The 20,292-nt window shown below is 70.2% G+C and carries 18 protein-coding genes; 9 read left to right on the top strand and 9 right to left on the bottom strand.

Annotated elements, in window-relative coordinates:
* Positions 1-31: 31 nt before the first annotated feature.
* The gene (locus OHA98_RS02985) at positions 32-1,465 is read right to left on the bottom strand and encodes a hypothetical protein (protein WP_266922535.1); all 1,434 of its coding nucleotides are present in this window, start codon (positions 1,463-1,465) and stop codon (positions 32-34) included.
* A 282-nt stretch (positions 1,466-1,747) separates the two neighbouring features.
* Here OHA98_RS02985 and OHA98_RS02980 point away from each other — a divergent pair, with 282 nt between their 5' ends.
* From OHA98_RS02980 to OHA98_RS02955, 6 genes are all read left to right on the top strand, one after another.
* Entirely contained in the window at positions 1,748-4,540 is a 2,793-nt protein-coding gene (locus OHA98_RS02980; protein WP_266922534.1) for a SulP family inorganic anion transporter, read from the top strand.
* 207 nt (positions 4,541-4,747) lie between these two features.
* Positions 4,748-6,745 carry an acetate--CoA ligase gene (acs, locus tag OHA98_RS02975; RefSeq protein ID WP_266922533.1) on the top strand — a complete coding sequence of 666 codons (1,998 nt, stop codon included), beginning with the start codon at positions 4,748-4,750 and terminating at the stop codon, positions 6,743-6,745.
* 236 nt (positions 6,746-6,981) lie between these two features.
* On the top strand, positions 6,982-8,388 hold the full coding sequence (gene nhaA / locus OHA98_RS02970; RefSeq protein ID WP_266922532.1) for a Na+/H+ antiporter NhaA: 1,407 nt from the start codon (positions 6,982-6,984) through the stop codon (positions 8,386-8,388).
* Between the two features lie 39 nt (positions 8,389-8,427).
* Positions 8,428-8,958, top strand: a complete 531-nt coding sequence (locus tag OHA98_RS02965) for a phage holin family protein (protein ID WP_266922531.1) — start codon at positions 8,428-8,430, stop codon at positions 8,956-8,958.
* Entirely contained in the window at positions 8,955-9,929 is a 975-nt protein-coding gene (locus OHA98_RS02960; RefSeq protein ID WP_266922530.1) for an alpha/beta fold hydrolase, read from the top strand. The genes OHA98_RS02965 and OHA98_RS02960 overlap by 4 nt, the downstream gene beginning before the upstream one ends.
* A 105-nt stretch (positions 9,930-10,034) precedes the next feature.
* Entirely contained in the window at positions 10,035-10,250 is a 216-nt protein-coding gene (locus OHA98_RS02955) for a hypothetical protein (RefSeq protein WP_266922529.1), read from the top strand.
* A 94-nt stretch (positions 10,251-10,344) separates the two neighbouring features.
* On the opposite strand, the gene OHA98_RS02950 is transcribed toward OHA98_RS02955, so the two are convergent.
* The 3 genes from OHA98_RS02950 to nth form a co-directional block, all read right to left on the bottom strand.
* On the bottom strand, positions 10,345-11,547 hold the full coding sequence (locus tag OHA98_RS02950; RefSeq protein ID WP_266922528.1) for a MarP family serine protease: 1,203 nt from the start codon (positions 11,545-11,547) through the stop codon (positions 10,345-10,347).
* A 90-nt stretch (positions 11,548-11,637) separates the two neighbouring features.
* Positions 11,638-12,300, bottom strand: a complete 663-nt coding sequence (locus OHA98_RS02945; RefSeq protein WP_266927673.1) for a CoA pyrophosphatase — start codon at positions 12,298-12,300, stop codon at positions 11,638-11,640.
* Between the two features lie 202 nt (positions 12,301-12,502).
* Positions 12,503-13,384, bottom strand: coding sequence for an endonuclease III (gene nth, locus OHA98_RS02940; RefSeq protein ID WP_266922527.1), 882 nt, complete (start codon positions 13,382-13,384; stop codon positions 12,503-12,505).
* 340 nt (positions 13,385-13,724) lie between these two features.
* Between nth and OHA98_RS02935 the strand changes: the two genes are divergently transcribed.
* A complete protein-coding gene (locus OHA98_RS02935; RefSeq protein ID WP_014046869.1) occupies positions 13,725-14,399 on the top strand; it encodes a Crp/Fnr family transcriptional regulator in 675 nt (224 codons plus the stop codon).
* A gap of 240 nt (positions 14,400-14,639) precedes the next feature.
* On the opposite strand, the gene OHA98_RS02930 is transcribed toward OHA98_RS02935, so the two are convergent.
* The 4 genes from OHA98_RS02930 to OHA98_RS02915 all read right to left on the bottom strand — a co-directional run bounded on the left by OHA98_RS02930 (position 14,640) and on the right by OHA98_RS02915 (position 17,332).
* Complete coding sequence (locus OHA98_RS02930) at positions 14,640-15,476, bottom strand: MBL fold metallo-hydrolase (RefSeq protein ID WP_266922526.1); 837 nt, start codon at positions 15,474-15,476, stop codon at positions 14,640-14,642.
* Complete coding sequence (locus OHA98_RS02925; RefSeq protein WP_266922525.1) at positions 15,473-16,387, bottom strand: NUDIX hydrolase; 915 nt, start codon at positions 16,385-16,387, stop codon at positions 15,473-15,475. The genes OHA98_RS02930 and OHA98_RS02925 overlap by 4 nt, the downstream gene beginning before the upstream one ends.
* A gap of 316 nt (positions 16,388-16,703) precedes the next feature.
* On the bottom strand, positions 16,704-17,174 hold the full coding sequence (locus tag OHA98_RS02920; RefSeq protein ID WP_266922524.1) for a RidA family protein: 471 nt from the start codon (positions 17,172-17,174) through the stop codon (positions 16,704-16,706).
* Positions 17,174-17,332, bottom strand: a complete 159-nt coding sequence (locus tag OHA98_RS02915; RefSeq protein WP_003967454.1) for a DUF4177 domain-containing protein — start codon at positions 17,330-17,332, stop codon at positions 17,174-17,176. The genes OHA98_RS02920 and OHA98_RS02915 overlap by 1 nt, the downstream gene beginning before the upstream one ends.
* Positions 17,333-17,403: 71 nt before the next feature.
* On the opposite strand from OHA98_RS02915, the gene OHA98_RS02910 reads away from it, so the two are divergent.
* A complete protein-coding gene (locus tag OHA98_RS02910; RefSeq protein WP_266922523.1) occupies positions 17,404-18,378 on the top strand; it encodes an ArsA-related P-loop ATPase in 975 nt (324 codons plus the stop codon).
* Positions 18,375-19,790, top strand: a complete 1,416-nt coding sequence (locus tag OHA98_RS02905) for an ArsA family ATPase (RefSeq protein ID WP_266922522.1) — start codon at positions 18,375-18,377, stop codon at positions 19,788-19,790. Before OHA98_RS02910 ends, OHA98_RS02905 begins: the two co-directional genes overlap by 4 nt.
* A 62-nt stretch (positions 19,791-19,852) precedes the next feature.
* On the opposite strand, the gene OHA98_RS02900 is transcribed toward OHA98_RS02905, so the two are convergent.
* Positions 19,853-20,203 (bottom strand): WhiB family transcriptional regulator, encoded by a 351-nt coding sequence (locus OHA98_RS02900; RefSeq protein WP_266927671.1) that lies wholly within the window; start codon positions 20,201-20,203, stop codon positions 19,853-19,855.
* Between the last annotated feature and the right edge of the window lie 89 nt (positions 20,204-20,292).

Raw genomic sequence — 20,292 nt, 5'->3', positions numbered from 1 at the left:
CGGGGCGACCCGACCGGTCCGGCATCCCGGGCTATTCGGCGGCGTGGCCCTCCGCCTTCGCGGGAGCGGCCTTCACTTCGCCGCCCGTCTCCGCGGGCTCATCGCCCTCACTCTCGCCGGCACCCTTTTCCGTGCCCTTCTCTGCACCCTTTTCCGTGCCCTTCTCGGCACCCTTTTCCGTGCCCTTGCCGGCAGGCTTTCCGGACGCTGCCGCCGCCGGGGCGGTGAGGTAGGACGTCCAGCCACCCTTCGGCGCCTGGCCGACGCCGAGGGTGGACAGCTTGGCCAGCGTCTCCGGGTCCTGTGCGTCGAGCCAGTCGGCGAGCTGCCGGAAGGACACGCAGCGCACGCCCTCCTTGGTGCAGACGGTCTTCACCGTCTCCTCGATGGCACGCATGTACGTGCCGCCGTTCCAGGACTCGAAGTGGTTGCCGATGATCAACGGCGCACGGTTGCCGTTGTACGAGCGGTCGAAGGCCTGGAGCAGGCCGTCGCGCATCTGGTTGCCCCAGTACTCGTGCTGGTCGGGGTCGCCCTGCGTCGTGCCGGACTGGTTGAACATGAAGTTGTAGTCCATCGAGAGGGTCTCGAAGGCGCGGCCGGGCACCGGGACGAGCTGGAGCGGCAGGTCCCAGATGCCGTCCTTCTTCTCGGGCCAGACCTGATTGCCGACCCCGCTGGAGTCGTAGCGGAAGCCCATCGTCCGGGCTGCGGCGACCATGTTCTTCTGCCCTTCGAGGCAGGGGGTTCGTCCGCCGACGAGTTCCTTGTCGTAGTCGAAGGGCAGCGGAGCTTCGGCCTTGAGCTCCGGGGTGTTGGTCTTCCACCCCTTGACGAAGGACTTGGCCTGGGCGATCTCGCTCTTCCACTCCTCGACGGACCAGGTCCCGACCCCGCCGTCCTTGCCGCAGAAGTGACCGTTGAAGTGGGTGCCGATCTCATTGCCGTCCTGCCACGCGGCACGCAGTTCGGCGAGGGTGTCGCGGATGCCCTCGGTGTCGTTGAAGCCGATGTCCGAGCGGCCCGCCGAGTGCTTGGGCGGGTCGTAGAGGGCCTTCCTCTCCTCGGGCAGCAGGTACACGCCACTGAGGAAGTAGGTCATGTTGGCGTTGTACTTCTTGGCGACACCGCGGAAGTGCGAGAAGAGCTTCTGGCTGTCCTCCCCCGCTCCGTCCCAGGAGAACACCACGAACTGCGGAGGCTTCCGGCCGGGCGCGAGGCGCTTGGCCACCGGCAGCTTCGGCTGGACACCGGTGAAGGCGGTCGAGCCGTCCCCGATGAGCTTCACCGCGTTCCTGGGGGCGGCCGGGCCGTTCTGCTTGGCCTCCTGCGCCTTCTTCTCGGCGCCCGCCCCGGACGCCCGGGAGCCGCTGTCACCGGATTCCGCGCCGGAACAGCCCGCCAGACCCGTGATCAGTGCCATGGCCATGACGCCAAAGGCCATCCTCTTCGTGGCGGCCATCATCCGCCCACCCTCTTCCTTGCAGGTTGTTTGCGTTGAAGTGCCGACGGCGCCGCCAAATTCGCACGCAGCCCTGCAATCACTGCGCGACAGGCCGTATGAAAAGACGCTTATTCACTTGAATGGGTGATCCGATGGCCCATTTGCCCGAAATGCGAGACGCGTAACTTTACTCTCCATTACGATTCGTTTACCGAGAGTTGAGAAATCCCGCCGCTGCACGCCGTGACCCACGGCCGCGTCCCCCACACCCCGCGACCGCGCTGCCCCGGAGGAGACGGGAACATGTCTGCCTGCGTCCCCACTCGTCATGAACGCACCCCTCGAAGTTCGCGCCCTCCCCGCGCCTCGGGAGTCAAGCGCCCTCACAGCCCGCCGCCCGGCGGGCGCCGCTTCCGTATCGCGGGCGCCGATGTGTCCGCATCGATCACCGTGTTCCTCATCGCCGTCCCGATGTCCCTCGGCCTCGCTGTCGCCATGGACGCCCCGCTGGCGGCCGGCCTGGTCTCCGCGGCCATCGGCGGCATCGTCGCCGGCCTTCTCGGCGGGACACCCCTCCAGGTCAGCGGCCCGTCCGCCGGACTGACCGTGGTCACAGCCGAGTTGATCCAGATCTACGGCTGGCGCACCACCTGCGCCATCACCATCGGCGCCGGACTTCTGCAGATCCTGCTGGGCTCGCTGCGCGCGGCCCGCAGCGCACTCGCTGTCAGTCCCGCCATCGTGCACGGCACCCTCGCCGGTATCGGCGTGGCCATCGCCCTCGCCCAGCTGCACATCGTGCTCGGCGGTTCACCGCAGAGCTCCGCCATGGACAACGCCCTCGCCCTGCCGGACCAGTTGGCCCGTTTCAGTCCGGCCGCCCCGCTGATCGGCGCGCTCACCATCGCCGTCCTGGTGCTGTGGCCACGGCTGCCGGGCCGCGCCGGGAGAGCGGTACGGAGAATTCCGGCCGCGCTCGCCTCGGTGGTCCTCGCGACCGCGGTGGCCGCCCTCGCGACACCCGGGATCGCCCGGGTCGACCTGCCGTCGTGGCGCTCACACGCCCTGCCCGAGCTGCCGCAGGGACCCGTACTGGCCCTGGCCACCGCGGTGTTCACAGTGATGCTGGTGGCCAGCCTGGAATCGCTGCTCGCCGCGGTGGCCGTGGACAAGCTGGCCGCGGACCGCGCGGCGAACCGGACCGACCACACGGCCGACCGGACACCCTCGACACCCGCGGCTCCGCCGCCCCCGCCCGCCGACCCCGCGGGCGAGCAAACGTCCGCCCGGCCGGCCGGCCCGGCCTCCTCCCAGCCATCCACGCAGCGTGCCGGACAACCACCCGGCCAGAGCGCCGGACAACCTCCGGTTCTCGTCCAACGCTCGGACCTAGACCGCGAGTTGCGCGCTCAGGGCATCGCCAACACCCTGGCCGGACTACTGGGTGGACTTCCGGTGTCCGGGGGCGCGGTGCGCAGTTCGGCCAACGTACGGGCGGGGGCGACCGGCCGGGCTTCCACCGTCCTGCACGGCGTCTGGGTCCTGCTCGCGGCGGTGCTGCTGGTGACGGTGCTCGAATGGATCCCGCTGGCCGCGCTCGCCGCGCTGGTGATGGTGGTCGGCATCCAGATGGTGAGCTTCGCCCATATCCGCAATGTCCACAGACACAGGGAGTTCCTGGTGTACGGCGCGACGATCACCGGCGTGATCGCCTTCGGCGTGCTGAAGGGCGTGACGATCGGCATCACCGTGGCCGTGGCCGTGGCGCTGCACCGGCTGGCCCGCACCAGAGTCACCGTGAGCGAGCAGGGCGAGCGGTATCTGGTGACCATCCGCGGCCAGCTGACCTTCCTGGCCGTTCCACGGCTCAGCCGGACGCTCGGCCAGCTTCCGCCCGGAGTGGACGCGATCGTCGAACTCGACGGGTTCTTCATGGACCACGCGGCCTACGAGAGCATCCAGGACTGGCGCACCACCCAGCTCGCCCAGGGCGCCCGGATCTCCTTCACCGGCAGGTCGGGCGGCCGCATCGCCGAGCCCACCTCGGCGGCACACTCCTGCTGCCGCCCCTGGACCCCGTGGCGCAACCACCACTGTCACGGAAACCCCACAGGACCCACCACCGCCGCCGACACACTCCACGGCACCGGCACCGGTACCGGCGCCAGCTCCCCTTCCCACGCGGACTCCGGCTCGGGCTCGGGCTCGGGCTCCGGCTCCGGCTCCGGTTCCGGTTCCGGTTCGCACGGCGGCACGGCCGAGACAGAAGGCACCGGCGCCGGTCCCGGCAGGGGCGTCGGCGGTTCCGCGGGCATGTCACGCCCGACCGGGGCCCATCGTCTGCTCAGCGGCCTCAGTTCGTTCCAGCGCAATACGGCACCTCTGGTGCGCGGGGAGCTGGCCAGACTCGCCGCCGAGGGACAGCGGCCCTCCCAGCTCTTCATCACCTGCGCCGACTCCCGCCTCGTCACCAGCATGATCACGTCCAGCGGCCCGGGTGACCTTTTCACCGTGCGCAACGTCGGCAATCTGGTGCCCACGCCGGACACCGAGTCCCCGGCGAGCGGGGACGACTCCGTGGCCGCGGCGATCGAGTACGCGGTGGACGTGCTGAGGGTCGAGTCCATCACCGTCTGCGGGCACTCCGGCTGCGGGGCCATGCAGGCACTGCTCAACGCCGATCCCGGGACGCCCAGGACGACGCCCCTGTGGCGCTGGCTGCGCCACGGGCTGCCGAGCCTGGAGCGGATGGCGTCCCGCCATCACTCCTGGGCACGGATCTCCGGCCGGCTGCCCACCGACGCGGTGGAGCAGCTCTGTCTCACCAACGTGGTCCAGCAGCTGGAGCATCTGCGGGCGCACGAGGCGGTGGCACGGCGGCTCGCGGAAGGCACGCTCCAGCTGCACGGGATGTACTTCCACGTGGGCGAGGCGCAGGCGTATCTGCTGACCGAGGAGTCCAGTTCCGGTACGGGACCCGATGAGGTCTTCGACCGGGTCGGGCCCGGCGCGGGTCCCGAGGCGCGGAACGGCACCGACCACGCGTTGTTCACCGACCCTTCCGGTCCGGGCGAGTTGGAACGTACCCGCGTCTGAACCGGCCACACCCTCTGAACCGGACACACCCCAGCTCCGTGAGATCTTGTGATCCCGTTCCGCAGGTGCGATGCCATGCGTACGGTGCCCCGCGGCACTGTGCGACGGCATGCCGTGCGGAGCGGGATCGTGCCTCCATACACGAAGACACAGGTCTAAACCAATTCCCGGCAGACACTTGTCACCTGGCCCCCGGCCTGATGAGCTATGCCCCGGGACACAACGGACACCCTGGGACTGGGAGAAGTCGTGAGCAACGAAAGCCTGGCCAACCTGCTTCGGGAAGAGCGGAAATTCGCGCCGCCTGCCGAACTGGCCGCCAACGCCAACGTCACAGCACAGGCGTACGAGCAGGCCGAAGCGGACCGGCTGGGCTTCTGGGCCGAGCAGGCTCGTCGCCTGACCTGGGCCACGGAGCCGACCGAGACGCTCGACTGGAGCAACCCGCCCTTCGCGAAGTGGTTCGCGGACGGCAAGCTCAACGTCGCGTACAACTGCGTGGACCGCCATGTCGAGGCGGGCAACGGCGACCGGGTCGCCATCCACTTCGAGGGTGAGCCCGGCGACAGCCGCGCCATCACCTACGCGGAGCTCAAGGACGAGGTGTCCCGCGCCGCCAACGCCCTCATCGAACTCGGTGTCGGCACGGGCGACCGCGTCGCCGTGTATCTGCCGATGATCCCCGAGGCCGCGATCGCGATGCTGGCCTGCGCCCGCATCGGCGCCGCGCACTCGGTGGTCTTCGGCGGCTTCTCGGCCGATGCCATCGCCGCGCGCATCCAGGACGCGGACGCCAAGGTCGTCATCACCGCCGACGGCGGCTTCCGTCGCGGCAAGCCCTCCGCGCTCAAGCCCGCGGTCGACGACGCCGTCTCCCGTATCGAGAGCGTCGAGCACGTCCTCGTGGTCCGCCGCACCGGCCAGGACACCGCGTGGACCGAGGGACGCGACGTCTGGTGGCACGAGATCACCGGCCGGCAGTCCGCCGAGCACACCCCCGAGGCCTTCGAGGCGGAGCAGCCGCTCTTCATCCTCTACACCTCCGGCACCACGGGTAAGCCGAAGGGCATCCTGCACACCTCCGGCGGCTACCTCACCCAGGCGGCGTACACCCACAACGCGGTCTTCGACCTCAAGCCGGAGACCGATGTCTACTGGTGCACCGCCGACATCGGCTGGGTGACCGGACACTCGTACATCGTCTACGGGCCGCTGGCCAACGGCGCCACCCAGGTCATGTACGAGGGCACGCCCGACTCCCCCCACAAGGGGCGGTTCTGGGAGATCGTGCAGAAGTACGGCGTCACGATCCTCTACACCGCGCCGACCGCGATCCGTACGTTCATGAAGTGGGGTGACGACATCCCCGCCAAGTTCGACCTGTCGTCGCTGCGCGTCCTCGGTTCGGTCGGTGAGCCGATCAACCCCGAGGCGTGGATGTGGTACCGCAAGCACATCGGCGCCGACAAGTGCCCGATCGTGGACACCTGGTGGCAGACCGAGACCGGCGCGATGATGATCTCGCCGCTGCCCGGTGTGACGGAGACCAAGCCGGGAAGCGCCCAGCGCGCACTGCCGGGGATCTCCGCCACGGTCGTCGACGACGAGGCCCGCGAGGTACCCGACGGCGGGGGCGGCTATCTCGTCCTCACCGAGCCGTGGCCGTCGATGCTCCGCACCATCTGGGGCGACGACCAGCGCTTCATCGACACCTACTGGTCGCGCTTCGAGGGCAAGTACTTCGCGGGCGACGGTGCGAAGAAGGACGAGGACGGCGACATCTGGCTGCTCGGCAGGGTCGACGACGTGATGCTCGTGTCGGGGCACAACATCTCGACCACCGAGGTCGAATCGGCGCTCGTGTCGCACCCGTCGGTCGCCGAGGCCGCCGTGGTCGGCGCGGCCGACGAGACGACGGGCCAGGCGATCGTCGCGTTCGTGATCCTGCGCGGTACGGCGACCGCCTCCGACGAGCTGGTCGTGGACCTGCGCAACCACGTCGGCGCGACGCTCGGCCCGATCGCCAAGCCCAAGCGGGTCCTGCCGGTCGCCGAACTCCCCAAGACCCGCTCGGGCAAGATCATGCGCCGCCTGCTGCGCGACGTCGCCGAGAACCGCGAGGTGGGGGACGTCACCACACTCAGCGACTCCTCGGTGATGGACCTGATCCAGACCCAGCTGCCGTCGGCGTCCTCCGAGGACTGACGGCCCGGCCGCCGCAGCGGTGGATTCGTACGGCCCCGATGGGCATCCGGCAACGCGCCGGGTGCCCATCGGGCATTTAGGGTCGAAATCGCTGGATACGGCTCCCGGCCGCCCAGGTACAGTGGTCGCTGCGTCAATAACGTAATAAGAAATCTCCAAAGGGTGTGCCGGGAAGTCTGGTCGGCAAGTGCATCAGCCATGCCATCGCTGCCGTACCGACCCGGAGGTCCCCACTCGTGGCCGCGCCCGCCCCCACACCCCCTTCGCCCCGCCGCACCCTGTTCGGACGCCTTTCCCTGCCCGAGCGGAACTATGTCGCGGAGGCGCTGCGTACCGAGACCGTCGGCGGAGTGATCCTGCTGGCCGCCGCCGTCGCGGCGCTGGTCTGGGCGAACACCTTCCAGTCCAGCTACCGGACGATCAGCGACTTCCACCTCGGCCCCGGGTCGCTGGGCCTGAACCTCTCCGTGGCGCACTGGGCGGCCGACGGGCTGCTCGCCGTCTTCTTCTTCGTCGCCGGCGTCGAACTCAAACGTGAACTGGTCGCGGGCGAACTCCGTGACCCCAAGGCCGCCGCACTCCCGGTCGTCGCGGCACTGTGCGGCATGGTCGTGCCCGCGCTGGTCTACGTCCTCACCACGACTGTCGGCAGTGGGTCCACGGACGGCTGGGCCGTCCCCACGGCCACCGACATCGCCTTCGCGCTCGCCGTCCTCGCGGTCATCGGCACCTCGTTGCCGTCCGCCCTGCGCGCGTTCCTGCTGACCCTCGCCGTCGTCGACGACCTCTTCGCGATCCTGATCATCGCGGTCTTCTTCACCGACAGCATCGACTTCATGGCGCTCGGCGGGGCCTTCGCCGGTCTCGTCGTCTTCTACCTCCTGATCCGCAAGGGGATCCGGGGCTGGTACATCTACATACCACTGGCCCTGGTCATCTGGGGCCTGATGTACAACAGCGGCATCCACGCCACCATCGCCGGTGTCGCCATGGGTCTGATGCTGCGCTGCACCAAGCGCGAGGGCGAGAAGCACTCGCCCGGTGAGCACATCGAACATCTGGTCCGCCCGCTGTCGGCCGGGCTCGCCGTGCCCCTGTTCGCGCTCTTCTCGGCCGGGGTCTCCCTCAAGGGCGACGCGCTCGCCGGAGTCTTCACCCGTCCGGAGACGCTCGGTGTCGTACTCGGACTGGTTCTCGGCAAGACCGTCGGCATCTTCGGCGGCACCTGGCTCGCGACCCGCTTCACCAAGGCGGAGCTGAACAAGGATCTGGCCTGGGCGGACGTCTTCGCGGTCGCCTCGCTCGCCGGAATCGGCTTCACCGTCTCCCTGCTGATCGGCGAACTCGCCTTCGAGGGCGACGCGGAAACGGTCAACGAGATCAAGGCCGCCGTGCTGATCGGCTCCCTGATAGCAGCCGTGCTCTCCGGTGTACTGCTCAAACTGCGGGTACGCAGATACCGGGCCCTGTACGAGGCGGAGGAGCTCGACGAGGACGAGTCGGGCGTGCCCGACATCTACGAACAGGACGACCCGGAATACCACCTGCGGATGGCCGTGATCCACGAGCGGAAGGCGGCCGAGCACCGCCGTCTGGCCGAACTGGCGGGGGCAGCGCGCAACAAGCCGGACAGTCCGGCATGATCTGACATCGGATGTGTCGAAGAGGAGAGGGAGTCAGGGATGAGCGACCCCGGCAACTACGTGGGCAGCGCGGACCGCAGTCTCGGACAGCTGGTCGCCTCGGCGACGGCCGAGATGTCCGCGCTGGTGCACGATGAGATCGCCCTGGCCAAGGCCGAGGTACGGCAGGACGTCAAGCGCGGCGTCATCGGCAGTGTGGCGTTCATCGTCGCGGGCGTGCTGATTCTGTTCTCGCTGCCCGTGCTGAGCTTCGCGGCCGCGTACGGGATCCACAATCTGGGGCTCGGGCTCGCCTGGTCGTTCCTGATCGTGGGCGGCGCGTTCATCCTTCTGGCGGTACTGCTCGCGCTGATCGCCATCGCCAAGTTCAAGAAGGTCAAGCCGCCGGAGAAGTCCATCGCCTCGGCCAAGCAGACCGCCGCCGTGCTCCAGAGCGTCAAGCCGCACCCGCGGCCGTCCGTCCGGGCCGACGAGATCCTCCGGGCCTCCGGCAGCACCCTGGCGGACAAGGCCATCGAGAACCGTCCCGGTAAGGACAAGGCCGCCGCTGTGGCACGCTCGTCCACATGACGGTCCCCGATTCCAGCCCATTCGGTCCGGCAGGCTCGACGAGTCCGGCCGGTGCCGGCAGTCCGGTACGCCTCGACGGCCCCTGGACCCACCGCGACGTGGCAGCCAACGGCGCGCGCTTCCACATCGCGGAAATGGGTGACGGGCCGCTGGTGCTGCTGTTGCACGGCTTCCCGCAGTTCTGGTGGACATGGCGCCACCAGATGACCGCTCTCGCCGACGCCGGTTTCCGTGCAGTGGCCATGGACCTTCGCGGGGTGGGCGGCAGCGACCGCACACCCCGGGGTTACGACCCCGCCAACCTGGCGCTCGACGTCACCGGCGTCATCCGCTCGCTCGGCGAGCCCGACGCCGCACTCGTCGGCCACGACATGGGCGGCTATCTCGCCTGGACCGCCGCGGTGATGCGGCCGAAGCTGGTACGGCGGCTCGTGGTGTCCTCGATGCCGCATCCGCGCCGCTGGCGCTCGGCGATGCTCTCCGACTTCTCGCAGTCCCGGGCGGGTTCGTACATCTGGGGCTTCCAGCGGCCGTGGCTGCCGGAGCGTCAGCTCGTCGCCGACGACGCGGCCCTGGTGGGCCGTCTGATCCGGGACTGGTCGGGACCGCGGACCGCGGACTTCCCCGACGACGAGACCGTGAACGTCTACCGGCGTGCCATGTGCATTCCGTCCACGGCGCACTGCTCGATCGAGCCGTACCGCTGGATGGTGCGCTCCCTCGCACGACCGGACGGTGTCCAGTTCAACCGGCGGATGAAGCGGCCGGTACGCGTGCCGACACTGCACCTGCACGGGTCACTCGATCCGGCGGTCCGGACGCGCAGTTCCGCCGGGTCGGGCGAGTACGTCGAGGCGCCCTACCGGTGGCGACTTTTCGACGGTCTCGGGCACTTCCCCCACGAAGAGGATCCGGTCGGCTTCTCGACAGAACTCATCAACTGGCTCAAGGATCCTGAACCCGACCGGTAGTCCGGGCGCACAGGTGGGCGACGCATGGCCAATTGCCTGCCGCATAGGCCAATTGGCTGACTCCCGCACGATTACCGACCTTGGGTCACGGGCAGACGTCGGGGTATGGGCTGGACGCACGACTTCACTGACGAAGCACGCAACCGCCGCTCCACCGCGACAGCCGGTGTGGGCACTCACGAGGGGGGCGGCCCCCAGGGCCGGCTGCACGACACGCATGACGTTCATCATCCCCACACCCGTGCCAGGCTCGGGATTCCGCGCATTCTCCGCCGCCGTGCCCGCTGGGTCTCGGCGCGGCTGCGGCACCCCCGCAGCTGAACGCGAGGACGACTCCGCGACACCTTCACCCGCTGCCTGACCGGCAGGACCGGAGCCGATGGAACGGCTGCCGGCAGGACAGCGGCGGCCAGGCTCAGAGCGCGCAGCCCTGGCTGTCGACCTGCTGGTTGGCGGTACGGCCGTGGTCGATGTCCTCACGGATCTCGTCCGCCGTCAGCGCGTAGCCGGTGTCCGGGTCATCGAGGGACTTGGCGAACACCACTCCGTACACCTCTCCTTCCGGAGTGAGCAGCGGTCCGCCGGAGTTGCCCTGGCGCACGGTCGCGTACAGCGAGTACACATCGCGGCGCACGGTGCCCCGGTGGTAGATGTCCGGGCCGTCCGCGTCGATACGGCCGCGTACGCGCGCCGAGCGCACGTCGTACCCCCCGTTCTCCGGGAAGCCGGCCACGATGGCGCTGTCGCCCGACTCCGCGTCGTCGGTGCCGGTGAACCTGAGCGGCTTGGCCTTGAGATCCGGGACGTCCAGCACGGCGATGTCTCGCTCCCAGTCGTAGAAGACGACCTTCGCGTCGTACAGCCGTCCCTCGCCGCCGATCTGGACGGTCGGCTCGTCGACGCCGCCCACGACATGGGCGTTGGTCATCACCCGGCGGTCGGAGAAGACGAAGCCGGTGCCTTCGAGGGCCTTGCCGCAGCTGGGCGCCATGCCCATGACCTTGACGATCGACTTCTTGGCGCGTGCCGCGACCGGGCTGCCGGCCAGGGCCGGGTCCGGGGCCTTGACGTCGGTGATCGGTTCATTGGCGAAGGGGCTGAAGACCTGCGGGAAGCCGTTCTGCGCGAGTACCGAGGAGAAGTCCGTGAACCAGGTGGAAGCCTGCTTGGGCATCACCCGGGAGACGCCGAGCAGAACCGAGGAGCTGCGGACCTCCTTGCCCAGCGTCGGCAGCGACGTACCGGCCAGCGCCGACCCGATCAGCCACGCGACCAGCAGCATCGCCACCACATTGACCAGGGCGCCTCCGGTGGCATCCAGGGCGCGCGCTGGCGACCACGTGATGAACCGGCGGAGTTTGTTGCCCAGGTGGGTGGTGAAGGCCTGGCCGATCGAGGCGCACACGATCACGACGACGACCGCGACGATGGCAGCCATCGAGGAGACCTCGGACCCGTCGGTCGCCCGGTCCCAGATGAGCGGCAGCAGATAGACGGCGACAAGTCCCCCGCCCAGAAAGCCGATCACCGACAGGATGCCGACGACGAAACCCTGGCGGTAGCCGATGACCGCGAACCACACGGCACCGACCAGCAGCAGGATGTCCAGCACGTTCACCGTCTATTGCCTCGCAGATTCGTCACCTGGCCCGTCCGTACGACGGGGTCCGGGCCGGGCCCGGAACAGCGCAGCAGGGAAGTCAGCCTGTCATGCGCGCCAGTCGAGCGGCACCTGCCTGGTCCGGTCCCACGGGCGCTCCCACCCGGCGTAGTGCAGGATGCGGTCGATCACTCCGGCCGTGAAACCCCAGACCAGAGCGGATTCGACCAGGAACGCGGGCCCCCGGTGACCGCTCGGATGCACGGACGTCGCCCGGTTGGCCGGGTCCGTGAGATCCGCCACGGGAACGGTGAACACGCGGGCGGTCTCGGCCGGGTCGACCACCGCTACCGGGCTCGGCTCCCGCCACCAGCCGAGGACGGGCGTCACGACGAAGCCGCTGACCGGGATGTACAGCCGGGGCAGCACGCCGAAGAGCTGCACACCCCGCGGATCGAGCCCCGTCTCCTCCTCGGCCTCCCGCAGCGCGGCTCGGAGCGGCCCGGTCGTCGCCTGGTCGCCGTCCTCCGGGTCCAGGGCGCCTCCGGGGAAGGACGGCTGCCCCGCGTGGGAACGCAGCGAGCCGGAGCGCTCCATCAGGAGCAGCTCGGGACCGCGCGCCCCGTCGCCGAAGAGGACCAGGACGGCGGACTGCCGGCCCGCGCCGTCCTCGGGCGGCAGGAAGCGGCTGAGCTGTTGCGGCCGCACGGTGCGCGCGGCCGCCGCGACGGGGTCCAGCCAGTCGGGCAGGCCGTCGCCGGTGACGGCCATCGCGCTGTCCGGGATCAGGGCGGCGGTGGACGGCACACCCGGTGGATGAGGCGCCCCGGGCCGCACGTGCGGCACCCCGGGCTGCGCGTGCGTCGAGCTCTGTGCGTGCGTCATGGGCACCCCCGTCGCTTGACAACGCCTGTCGTCGGCCATTTCGTTCCGAGCCATTCCGTGAGGTGGGGGCTTTCCCGGGGCCGTTCCCTCATTCGGCTCCCAGAGCCGGTGCGGGCTTGCCCGGATAGTCCGGGGGCGGGCTGAGCCGCTGGCCCGGATAGCCGCCCATCTCGTACTTCAGGAGCTTCCTGGCCTTCTCCGGGTCCGTCTCGCCCTCACCGTACGAGGGACAGAGCGGGGCGATCGGACAGGCGCCACAGGCGGGTTTCCGGGCGTGACAGATCCGGCGGCCGTGAAACACCACGCGGTGCGAGAGCATCGTCCACTCGCTCTTCGGGAAGATCGCGGCCACATCCGCCTCGACCTTCACCGGGTCCTCCTCGGTGGTCCACTTCCAGCGGCGCACCAGCCGCCCGAAGTGGGTGTCGACGGTGATGCCGGGAACACCGAACGCGTTGCCGAGCACGACATTGGCGGTCTTGCGGCCGACCCCGGGCAGCGTGACGAGGTCCTCCAGACGGCCGGGGACCTCGCCGCCGAACGAATCCCGGAGTGCCGCGGACAGGCCGAGCAACGACTTCGTCTTGGCCCGGAAGAAGCCGGTGGGCCGGATGATCTCCTCCATCTCCTCCGGGACGGCCGCGGCCATGTCCTCGGGAGTGGGGTAGGCGGCGAACAGTGCGGGAGTGGTCTGGTTGACCCTCAGGTCGGTGGTCTGGGCGGACAGCACCGTGGCGACAAGCAGCTCGAAAGGATTACGGAAGTCGAGCTCGGGGTGGGCGTACGGATAGACCTCGGCGAGCTCGCGGTTGATCCTGCGGGCCCGCCGGACCATCGCGAGGTGCGATTCCGGTTTCGGCGTCCTGGAGACCTTGGGAGTCCCGGAGGTCTTCGGCTTCGACGCGGCACGTGACGGCTTCGACTCGGTGCTCGACGGCTTCGGTGTGGTGCTCGGCTTGGTGGTCTTCACTTCGGGCCTCCCGGCCGGCTTCTGGGCCAACGCTCCAGCGGAGCCCTTTGTGGCATATTTCGGGCGCCGAGCGGGCTGTTCGCCCACAGCGGAATTGTGGCCTTCCGGCACCCCATCAGCCCCCTTGGCCTGCGCTCTCACCGGCATTCTGGACACCCGGTCAGCCTAGAGCCCGCCACTGACATCCGCCCCGGTCACCGCGTATCCACGCCCGATCGGCCCCCTGCCGTAGGGTCCGGCACGCCCGTGCGTCAAACTGGTTTGTGATTGATCGCACTGTTTTACCGTCCGGCATGATGGGGACCACGGTTCCCTGAACAGGCCGACAAGGAGAGAACTCGTGGACGACGTTCTGCGGCGCGCCCCGCTTTTCGCGGCGCTCGATGATGAGCAGGCCGCGGAGCTCCGCGCCTCGATGAGTGAGGTGACCCTCGCGCGCGGCGACGCGCTCTTCCACGAGGGTGACCCGGGCGACCGCCTGTACGTGGTCACCGAGGGCAAGGTGAAACTCCACCGCACCTCCCCCGACGGACGCGAGAACATGCTGGCCGTCCTCGGTCCCGGCGAGCTGATCGGTGAGCTGTCGCTCTTCGACCCGGGCCCGCGCACCGCGACCGCGACCGCGCTGACCGAGGTCAAGCTCCTCGGCCTCGGCCACGGCGACCTCCAGCCCTGGCTGAACGCCCGCCCCGAGGTGGCCACCGCGCTGCTGCGCGCCGTCGCCCGGCGCCTGCGCAAGACGAACGACCAGATGTCCGACCTGGTCTTCTCCGATGTTCCGGGCCGCGTGGCCCGTGCGCTCCTGGATCTGTCGCGCCGCTTCGGCGTCCAGTCCGAGGAGGGCATCCACGTCGTCCACGACCTGACGCAGGAAGAGCTGGCCCAGTTGGTCGGCGCCTCCCGCGAGACGGTCAACAAGGCGCTCGCGGACTTCGCGGGCCGCGGCTGGCTGCGGCTCGAAGCCCGCGCGGTGATCCTGCTGGACGTGGAGCGGCTGGCGAAGCGGTCGCGCTGACCGGGGCCCGCGCCGATGTCCGAGGCCGGGGCTGAGGCCGCGGATACGGCTACGACTACGGCTACGGCTGTGTGGCGCGTGTGATGAAGGGCCCGGCCGGACGGCAGGGCCCTTCACGCGTGCCCGGAGCCGGCCCCAGCAGGTCCGAGCAGGTCCGGAACGCCTTGCGGAACAACTCCCGGAACGACGACCGGACCCCCCTCGACCGGCCCTGACCGCCCCGCCCCGAACCGTCCCCGGTCAGCCTTCGATCAGGCCGTGCTCCGTCAGGTACTCCAGCTGCGCCCGTACCGACAGTTCCGCGGCCGGCCACAGGGAGCGGTCCACATCGGCGTACACCTGGGCCACCACCTCCGAGGGCGAGCGGTGCCCCGCCTCCACCGCCGTCTCCACCTGGGCCAGCCGGTGCGCGCGATGGGCCAGGTAGAACTCGACCGCCCCCTGGGCGTCCTCCAGCACCGGTCCGTGCCCCGGCAGCACCGTGTGCACCCCGTCGTCGACGGTCAGCGAGCGCAGCCGCCGCAGCGTGTCCAGGTAGTCGCCGAGCCGCCCGTCGGGATGCGCGACCACCGTGGTGCCACGGCCCAGAATCGTGTCGCCGGTCAGCACCGCGCGGTCGGCGGGCAGGTGGAAGGAGAGCGAGTCCGCGGTGTGCCCGGGAGTCGGGACCACCCGTAGTTCGAGCCCTCCGGTAGTGATCACATCGCCCGCCGACAGCCCCTCGTCGCCCAGCCGCAGTGCCACGTCCAGGGCCCGCACCTTCGTACGCGTCAGCTCGGCGAAGCGGGCCGCGCCCTCCGCGTGGTCGGGGTGGCCGTGCGTGAGGAGGGTGAGGGCGACGCGCCGTCCGGCCCGCCCGGCCGTCTCGATGACGGCCCGCAGGTGTACGTCGTCGAGCGGGCCGGGGTCGATGACGACGGCCAGATCGGAGTCGGGCTCGGCGACGATCCAGGTGTTGGTGCCGTCCAGCGTCATCGCCGAGGCGTTGGGTGCGAGGACATTGACCGTACGGGCGGTGGCGGGGCCGGAGAGCACCCCGCCGCGCGGCTGTCCGGGCAGTGCGGCGGCGTCGCTCACCCGGCACCGCCGCCCGCGCCCGAAGCCTGTTCCCGGGCCGGGTCCGCCCCCGGGATGTGCTTGGTGAACTCGTCGTGCCCCGGCCAGCTCAGCACCAAGGCGTCGCCCTCCAGCCGGGCCTGTGCGAGTACGGGAGCCAGGTCCTGGGAGTCCGCGGCCCCCAGGGCCTCGGCAGCCGTCCCGTACGGCCTCAGCGTGCGCAGCGTCGACACGGTGGGCGGCATCATCAGGAGCTCGCCGCGGTCGTACCCGTCGGCGGCCTCACCGGGGGAGATCCACACCGTGCGGTCGGCCTCGGTGGACACATTGCGGGTGCGCTGCCCGTCCGGGAGCGCGGCGACGAAGAACCAGGTGTCGTACCGCCGCGGTTCGAACTCCGGGGTGATCCAGCGCGCCCAGGCACCCAGCAGGTCGGAGCGCAGCACCAGGCCCCGCCGGTCCAGGAACTCGGCGAACGACAGCTCACGGGCCACCAGCGCCTCGCGGTCGGCCTCCCAGTCCGCCCCGGTGACATCCCCGACGACGGTGTCGGCGGCCGGCCCCGCGAGCAGGACGCCCGCCTCCTCGTACGTCTCACGGACCGCCGCGCAGACGATGGCCTGTGCCTCGGTCACGGTGCCGACGCCGAGCCGGCGGGCCCAGCTCTCCAGTGACGGCCCGGCCCAGCCGATGAGGCGGTCGTCGTCACGCGGGTCCACGCCGCCCCCCGGATAGGCGTACGCGCCCCCGGCGAACGCCATGGACGCGCTGCGGCGCAGCATGTGCACGACGGTGCCGCCCCCGGCTCCCGCACGGTCACGCAGCAGCATCACGGTGGCGGCCCGCCTGGGCGTCGCGGCCGTCAGCTCGCCCGCGGCGAGTGCCCGGATCCGGTCGGGCCATTCCGGTGGGTACCACTGACCATTGGACATGGCCGGAGGCTATCCGGAAGCGGGCCGATGTTCGAGAGGTGATCGAGAAAGACCACCGGAGCGACGGCCCGCCGGTGAGCGGCCCGCCGATGGGAAGCCCACTGGGGACCTCCCGCGGAGAGCCCGCTGGGGACCTCCCCCGGAAAACCCGCCGGGGACCTCCCGCAGAAAGCCCGCCGGGGCGGACCCGGCGGCAGAACGAAGATCCCGCCCGGTCACGTCGACCGGACGGGATCAGCTCGTCCTCACTCACCGCACAGCGGCGCACACACGGCAGCGCACATCACCGCACGGCAGCGCACCGCGCAGTGGTGTCTCAGGCCTCGACCAGCTCGACCTGGACCTCGACCTCGACAGGTGCGTCCAGCGGCAGCACCGCGACGCCCACGGCGCTGCGCGCGTGCACGCCCTTGTCACCGAGCACCTCGCCCAGCAGCTCGCTCGCGCCGTTGATCACGGCCGGCTGCCCGGTGAAGTCGGCGGCCGAGGCGACGAAGCCCACGACCTTCACGACCCGCGCGATCCGGTCCAGGTCGCCCGCGACCGATTTCACGGCGGCCAGCGCGTTGAGCGCGCAGATCCTGGCCAGTTCCTTCGCCTCGTCCGGCGTCACCTCGGCGCCGACCTTGCCGGTGACGGCGAGCTTGCCGTCCACCATCGGCAGCTGGCCCGAGGTGTACACGTACACCCCGGAGCGCACGGCCGGCTGGTACGAGGCCAGCGGCGGCACGACCCCCGGCAGGGTCAGGCCGAGTTCGGCGAGCTTCGCCTCGACGGCGCCCGCCACTACGCCTTCTCCCGCTTCAGGTAGGCCACGAGCTGCTCGGGGTTGTTCGGGCCGGGGACGACCTGGACCAGCTCCCAGCCGTCCTCGCCCCAGGTGTCCAGAATCTGCTTGGTCGCGTGCACGAGAAGGGGCACGGTCGCGTATTCCCACTTGGTCATGGGCCGACTGTAATACCTGGCACGTACGGTCTCGTGCGTAGCCCGGGGCCGGACTGGTTAGGCTCGAATACGTGAGCAGGTTCCAGGTCGTCAGCGGCAAGGGCGGTACCGGTAAGACGACGGTGGCCGCCGCCCTCGCGCTCGCCCTCGCGACCGAGGGCAGGCGCACCCTTCTCGTCGAGGTCGAGGGCAGGCAGGGCATCGCCCAGCTCTTCGAGTCGGATGCGCTTCCCTACGAGGAGCGGAAGATCGCCTCCGCGCCCGGCGGCGGCGAGGTGTACGCCCTCGCGATCGACGCCGAGCGCGCACTCCTCGACTACCTCCAGATGTTCTACAAGCTCGGCAGCGCGGGCCGGGCCCTGAAGAAGCTCGGCGCCATCGACTTCGCCACCACCATCGCGCCCGGGGTCCGGGACGTCCTGCTGACCGGCAAGGCCTGCGAGGCCGTCCGCCGCAAGGACAAGCAGGGACGGTTCGTCTACGACCACGTGATCATGGACGCCCCGCCGACCGGCCGCATCACCCGCTTCCTCAATGTGAACGACGAGGTGGCGGGGCTGGCCAGGATCGGCCCGATACACCATCAGGCCCAGGCCGTGATGCGGGTCCTGAAGTCCCCGGAGACCGCCGTCCATCTGGTGACCCTCCTGGAGGAGATGCCGGTCCAGGAGACGGTGGACGGTATCGCCGAGCTCCGGGCCGCAGAGCTGCCCGTGGGCCGGGTCGTCGTGAACATGGTGCGCCCGCACCTGCTGGACGAGGACGCGCTGCGCACCGCTTCGGGCGGCCGCCGCAAGGAGATCGCGAAGACGCTGACCCGGGCCGGAGTGACCGGTTCCGCCGCGCTCGTACGACCGCTGGTCGAGCAGGCCGCCGAGCATGCCCAGCGGGTCGGCCTGGAGCGGGAGCAGCGCGCCGTGCTGGCCGGTCTCGGACTGCCGGCCGCCGAGCTCCCGCTGGTCGGCGAGGGCGTGGACCTCGCCGCGCTGTACGAACTGGCCGCGGAGCTCCGTAAACAGGGCGCAGGGGAAGAGGTGGGCTCATGACCCCGGTCATGACGGCAGCGGACGCGGCACCCGGGCTGGACACCGACGCGCTGCTCGACGACCCGGACATCCGGATCGTCGTGTGCTGCGGTTCGGGCGGGGTCGGCAAGACCACGACCGCGGCGGCGCTCGGCGTACGGGCGGCGGAGCGCGGCCGGAAGGTCGTCGTCCTCACCATCGACCCGGCCCGCCGGCTCGCCCAGTCGATGGGCATCGACCAGCTGGACAACATCCCGCGCCGGGTCGAGGACATCGAGGGCGACGGCGAACTGCACGCCATGATGCTCGACATGAAGCGGACCTTCGACGAGACCGTCGAGGCCCACACGGACGCCGAGCGGGCCCGCGCGATCCTGGAGAACCCCTTCTACCAGTCCCTTTCGGCCGGGTTCGCCGGTACGCAGGAGTACATGGCGATGGAGAAGCTCGGGCAGCTGAGGGCGCGCGACGAGTGGGACCTGATCATCGTCGACACCCCGCCCTCGCGCTCCGCGCTGGACTTCCTGGACGCGCCGAAGCGGCTGGGTTCGTTCCTGGACGGCAAGTTCATCCGACTGCTGATGGCGCCCGCGAAGGTGGGCGGCCGGGCGGGGATGAAGTTCCTCAACGTGGGCATGTCGATGATGACGGGGACGCTGGGCAAGCTGCTCGGCGGCCAGTTCCTGCGGGACGTACAGACCTTCGTCGCGGCGATGGACACGATGTTCGGCGGGTTCCGTACGCGGGCCGATGCCACGTACAAGCTGCTCCAGGCGCCCGGTACGGCGTTCCTCGTGGTCGCGACCCCGGAGCGGGACGCGCTGCGGGAGGCCGCGTATTTCGTGGAACGGCTGGCTGCCGAGGACATGCCACTGGCCGGCCTCGTCCTCAACCGGGTCCATGGCAGCGAGGCTTCACGTCTCTCCGCCGAGCGGGCGCTGGCCGCTGCGGAAAATCTTGAAGAGACCCGCATTGTCGATCAGACGGCAGGGAAGGCTGCCCTTGGTGACCCGCCGCTCTCCCCCGAGCCCGACCTCACGTCTGAGCCCGACGCCTCATCCGAGCCCGACGCCTCATCCGAGTCCGACGCCTCATCCGATCCCGCACGTGCACATGAGCCGCACGCCGAACCGGAACCCGGCCCCGACCCCCGCCCCGGTCCTGGCTCCCAGCCCGGCTCCGAATCCGAGAACGTCCTTGCCGCGGTCCCTGTCGAAGAGCTGACCGCAGGTCTGTTGCGGCTGCACGCCGAGCGCATGCAGGTCGTCGCGCGCGAGCAGCACACCCGCGACCGCTTCGCCGCGCTGCACCCGGAGGTCCTGGTGACCGAAGTGGCGGCCCTGCCCGGTGATGTGCACGACCTCGCGGGTCTTCGGGCCATCGGTGAGCGGCTCGCGGCCGGCTCCGGCCGGAACCCGCACGAAGCCGCGTAGCCAAGCCCGTCCGCAGGGACACGCCGTGCCTCACACAGGGGTGTCCCAGCCGTATCCCAGGGCTACCCGGCGGCGGCGTACGTCTCGTGCAGTTCGTCGTCCTCCAGACCGATCACTGCGGGCAGGATGCCCGTCGACCGCTCGTACTCGCTACGCGCGGTCTCCAACAGTCGGCGCCAGGACGTGACGGTGGGACGACGGCGCAGCAGTGCGCGTCTTTCCCGCTCCGTCATTCCGCCCCACACGCCGAATTCGACGCGATTGTCGAGCGCATCGGCCAGGCACTCGGTCCGCACCGGGCATCCGGTGCACACCGCCTTGGCCCTGTTCTGCGCTGCCCCTTGTACGAACAGTTCATCCGGATCGGTAGTGCGGCAGGCTGCCTGCGCACTCCAGTCGGTTACCCAGCCCATGCCGGCGCCGTCCTCTCCCGAATCGAGGCTCCCCCACGGCGGCAGCGGCATATTCACCGCTGCCAGTTGAGGACGTTACGGAAGGTGGG

Origin of the sequence: Streptomyces sp. NBC_00654 (assembly GCF_026341775.1) — a bacterium.
Classification (GTDB): domain Bacteria; phylum Actinomycetota; class Actinomycetes; order Streptomycetales; family Streptomycetaceae; genus Streptomyces.
Note: the sequence above shows the minus strand (reverse complement) of the source record. Positions and strands in the feature narration are given on the sequence as shown.

What these genes read in the sequence shown, in the direction of transcription:
- OHA98_RS02915 (WP_003967454.1), bottom strand. Translation starts at nt 17,332, where the DNA reads ATGACCAAGTGGGAATACGCGACCGTGCCCCTTCTCGTGCACGCGACC.
- OHA98_RS02905 (WP_266922522.1), top strand. Translation starts at nt 18,375, where the DNA reads ATGACCCCGGTCATGACGGCAGCGGACGCGGCACCCGGGCTGGACACC.
- OHA98_RS02955 (WP_266922529.1), top strand. Translation starts at nt 10,035, where the DNA reads ATGGGCTGGACGCACGACTTCACTGACGAAGCACGCAACCGCCGCTCC.
- acs (WP_266922533.1), top strand. Translation starts at nt 4,748, where the DNA reads ATGCCCCGGGACACAACGGACACCCTGGGACTGGGAGAAGTCGTGAGC.
- OHA98_RS02965 (WP_266922531.1), top strand. Translation starts at nt 8,428, where the DNA reads ATGAGCGACCCCGGCAACTACGTGGGCAGCGCGGACCGCAGTCTCGGA.
- OHA98_RS02985 (WP_266922535.1), bottom strand. Translation starts at nt 1,465, where the DNA reads ATGATGGCCGCCACGAAGAGGATGGCCTTTGGCGTCATGGCCATGGCA.
- OHA98_RS02980 (WP_266922534.1), top strand. Translation starts at nt 1,748, where the DNA reads ATGTCTGCCTGCGTCCCCACTCGTCATGAACGCACCCCTCGAAGTTCG.
- OHA98_RS02960 (WP_266922530.1), top strand. Translation starts at nt 8,955, where the DNA reads ATGACGGTCCCCGATTCCAGCCCATTCGGTCCGGCAGGCTCGACGAGT.
- OHA98_RS02945 (WP_266927673.1), bottom strand. Translation starts at nt 12,300, where the DNA reads ATGGCCGTCACCGGCGACGGCCTGCCCGACTGGCTGGACCCCGTCGCG.
- OHA98_RS02925 (WP_266922525.1), bottom strand. Translation starts at nt 16,387, where the DNA reads ATGTCCAATGGTCAGTGGTACCCACCGGAATGGCCCGACCGGATCCGG.
- OHA98_RS02900 (WP_266927671.1), bottom strand. Translation starts at nt 20,203, where the DNA reads ATGGGCTGGGTAACCGACTGGAGTGCGCAGGCAGCCTGCCGCACTACC.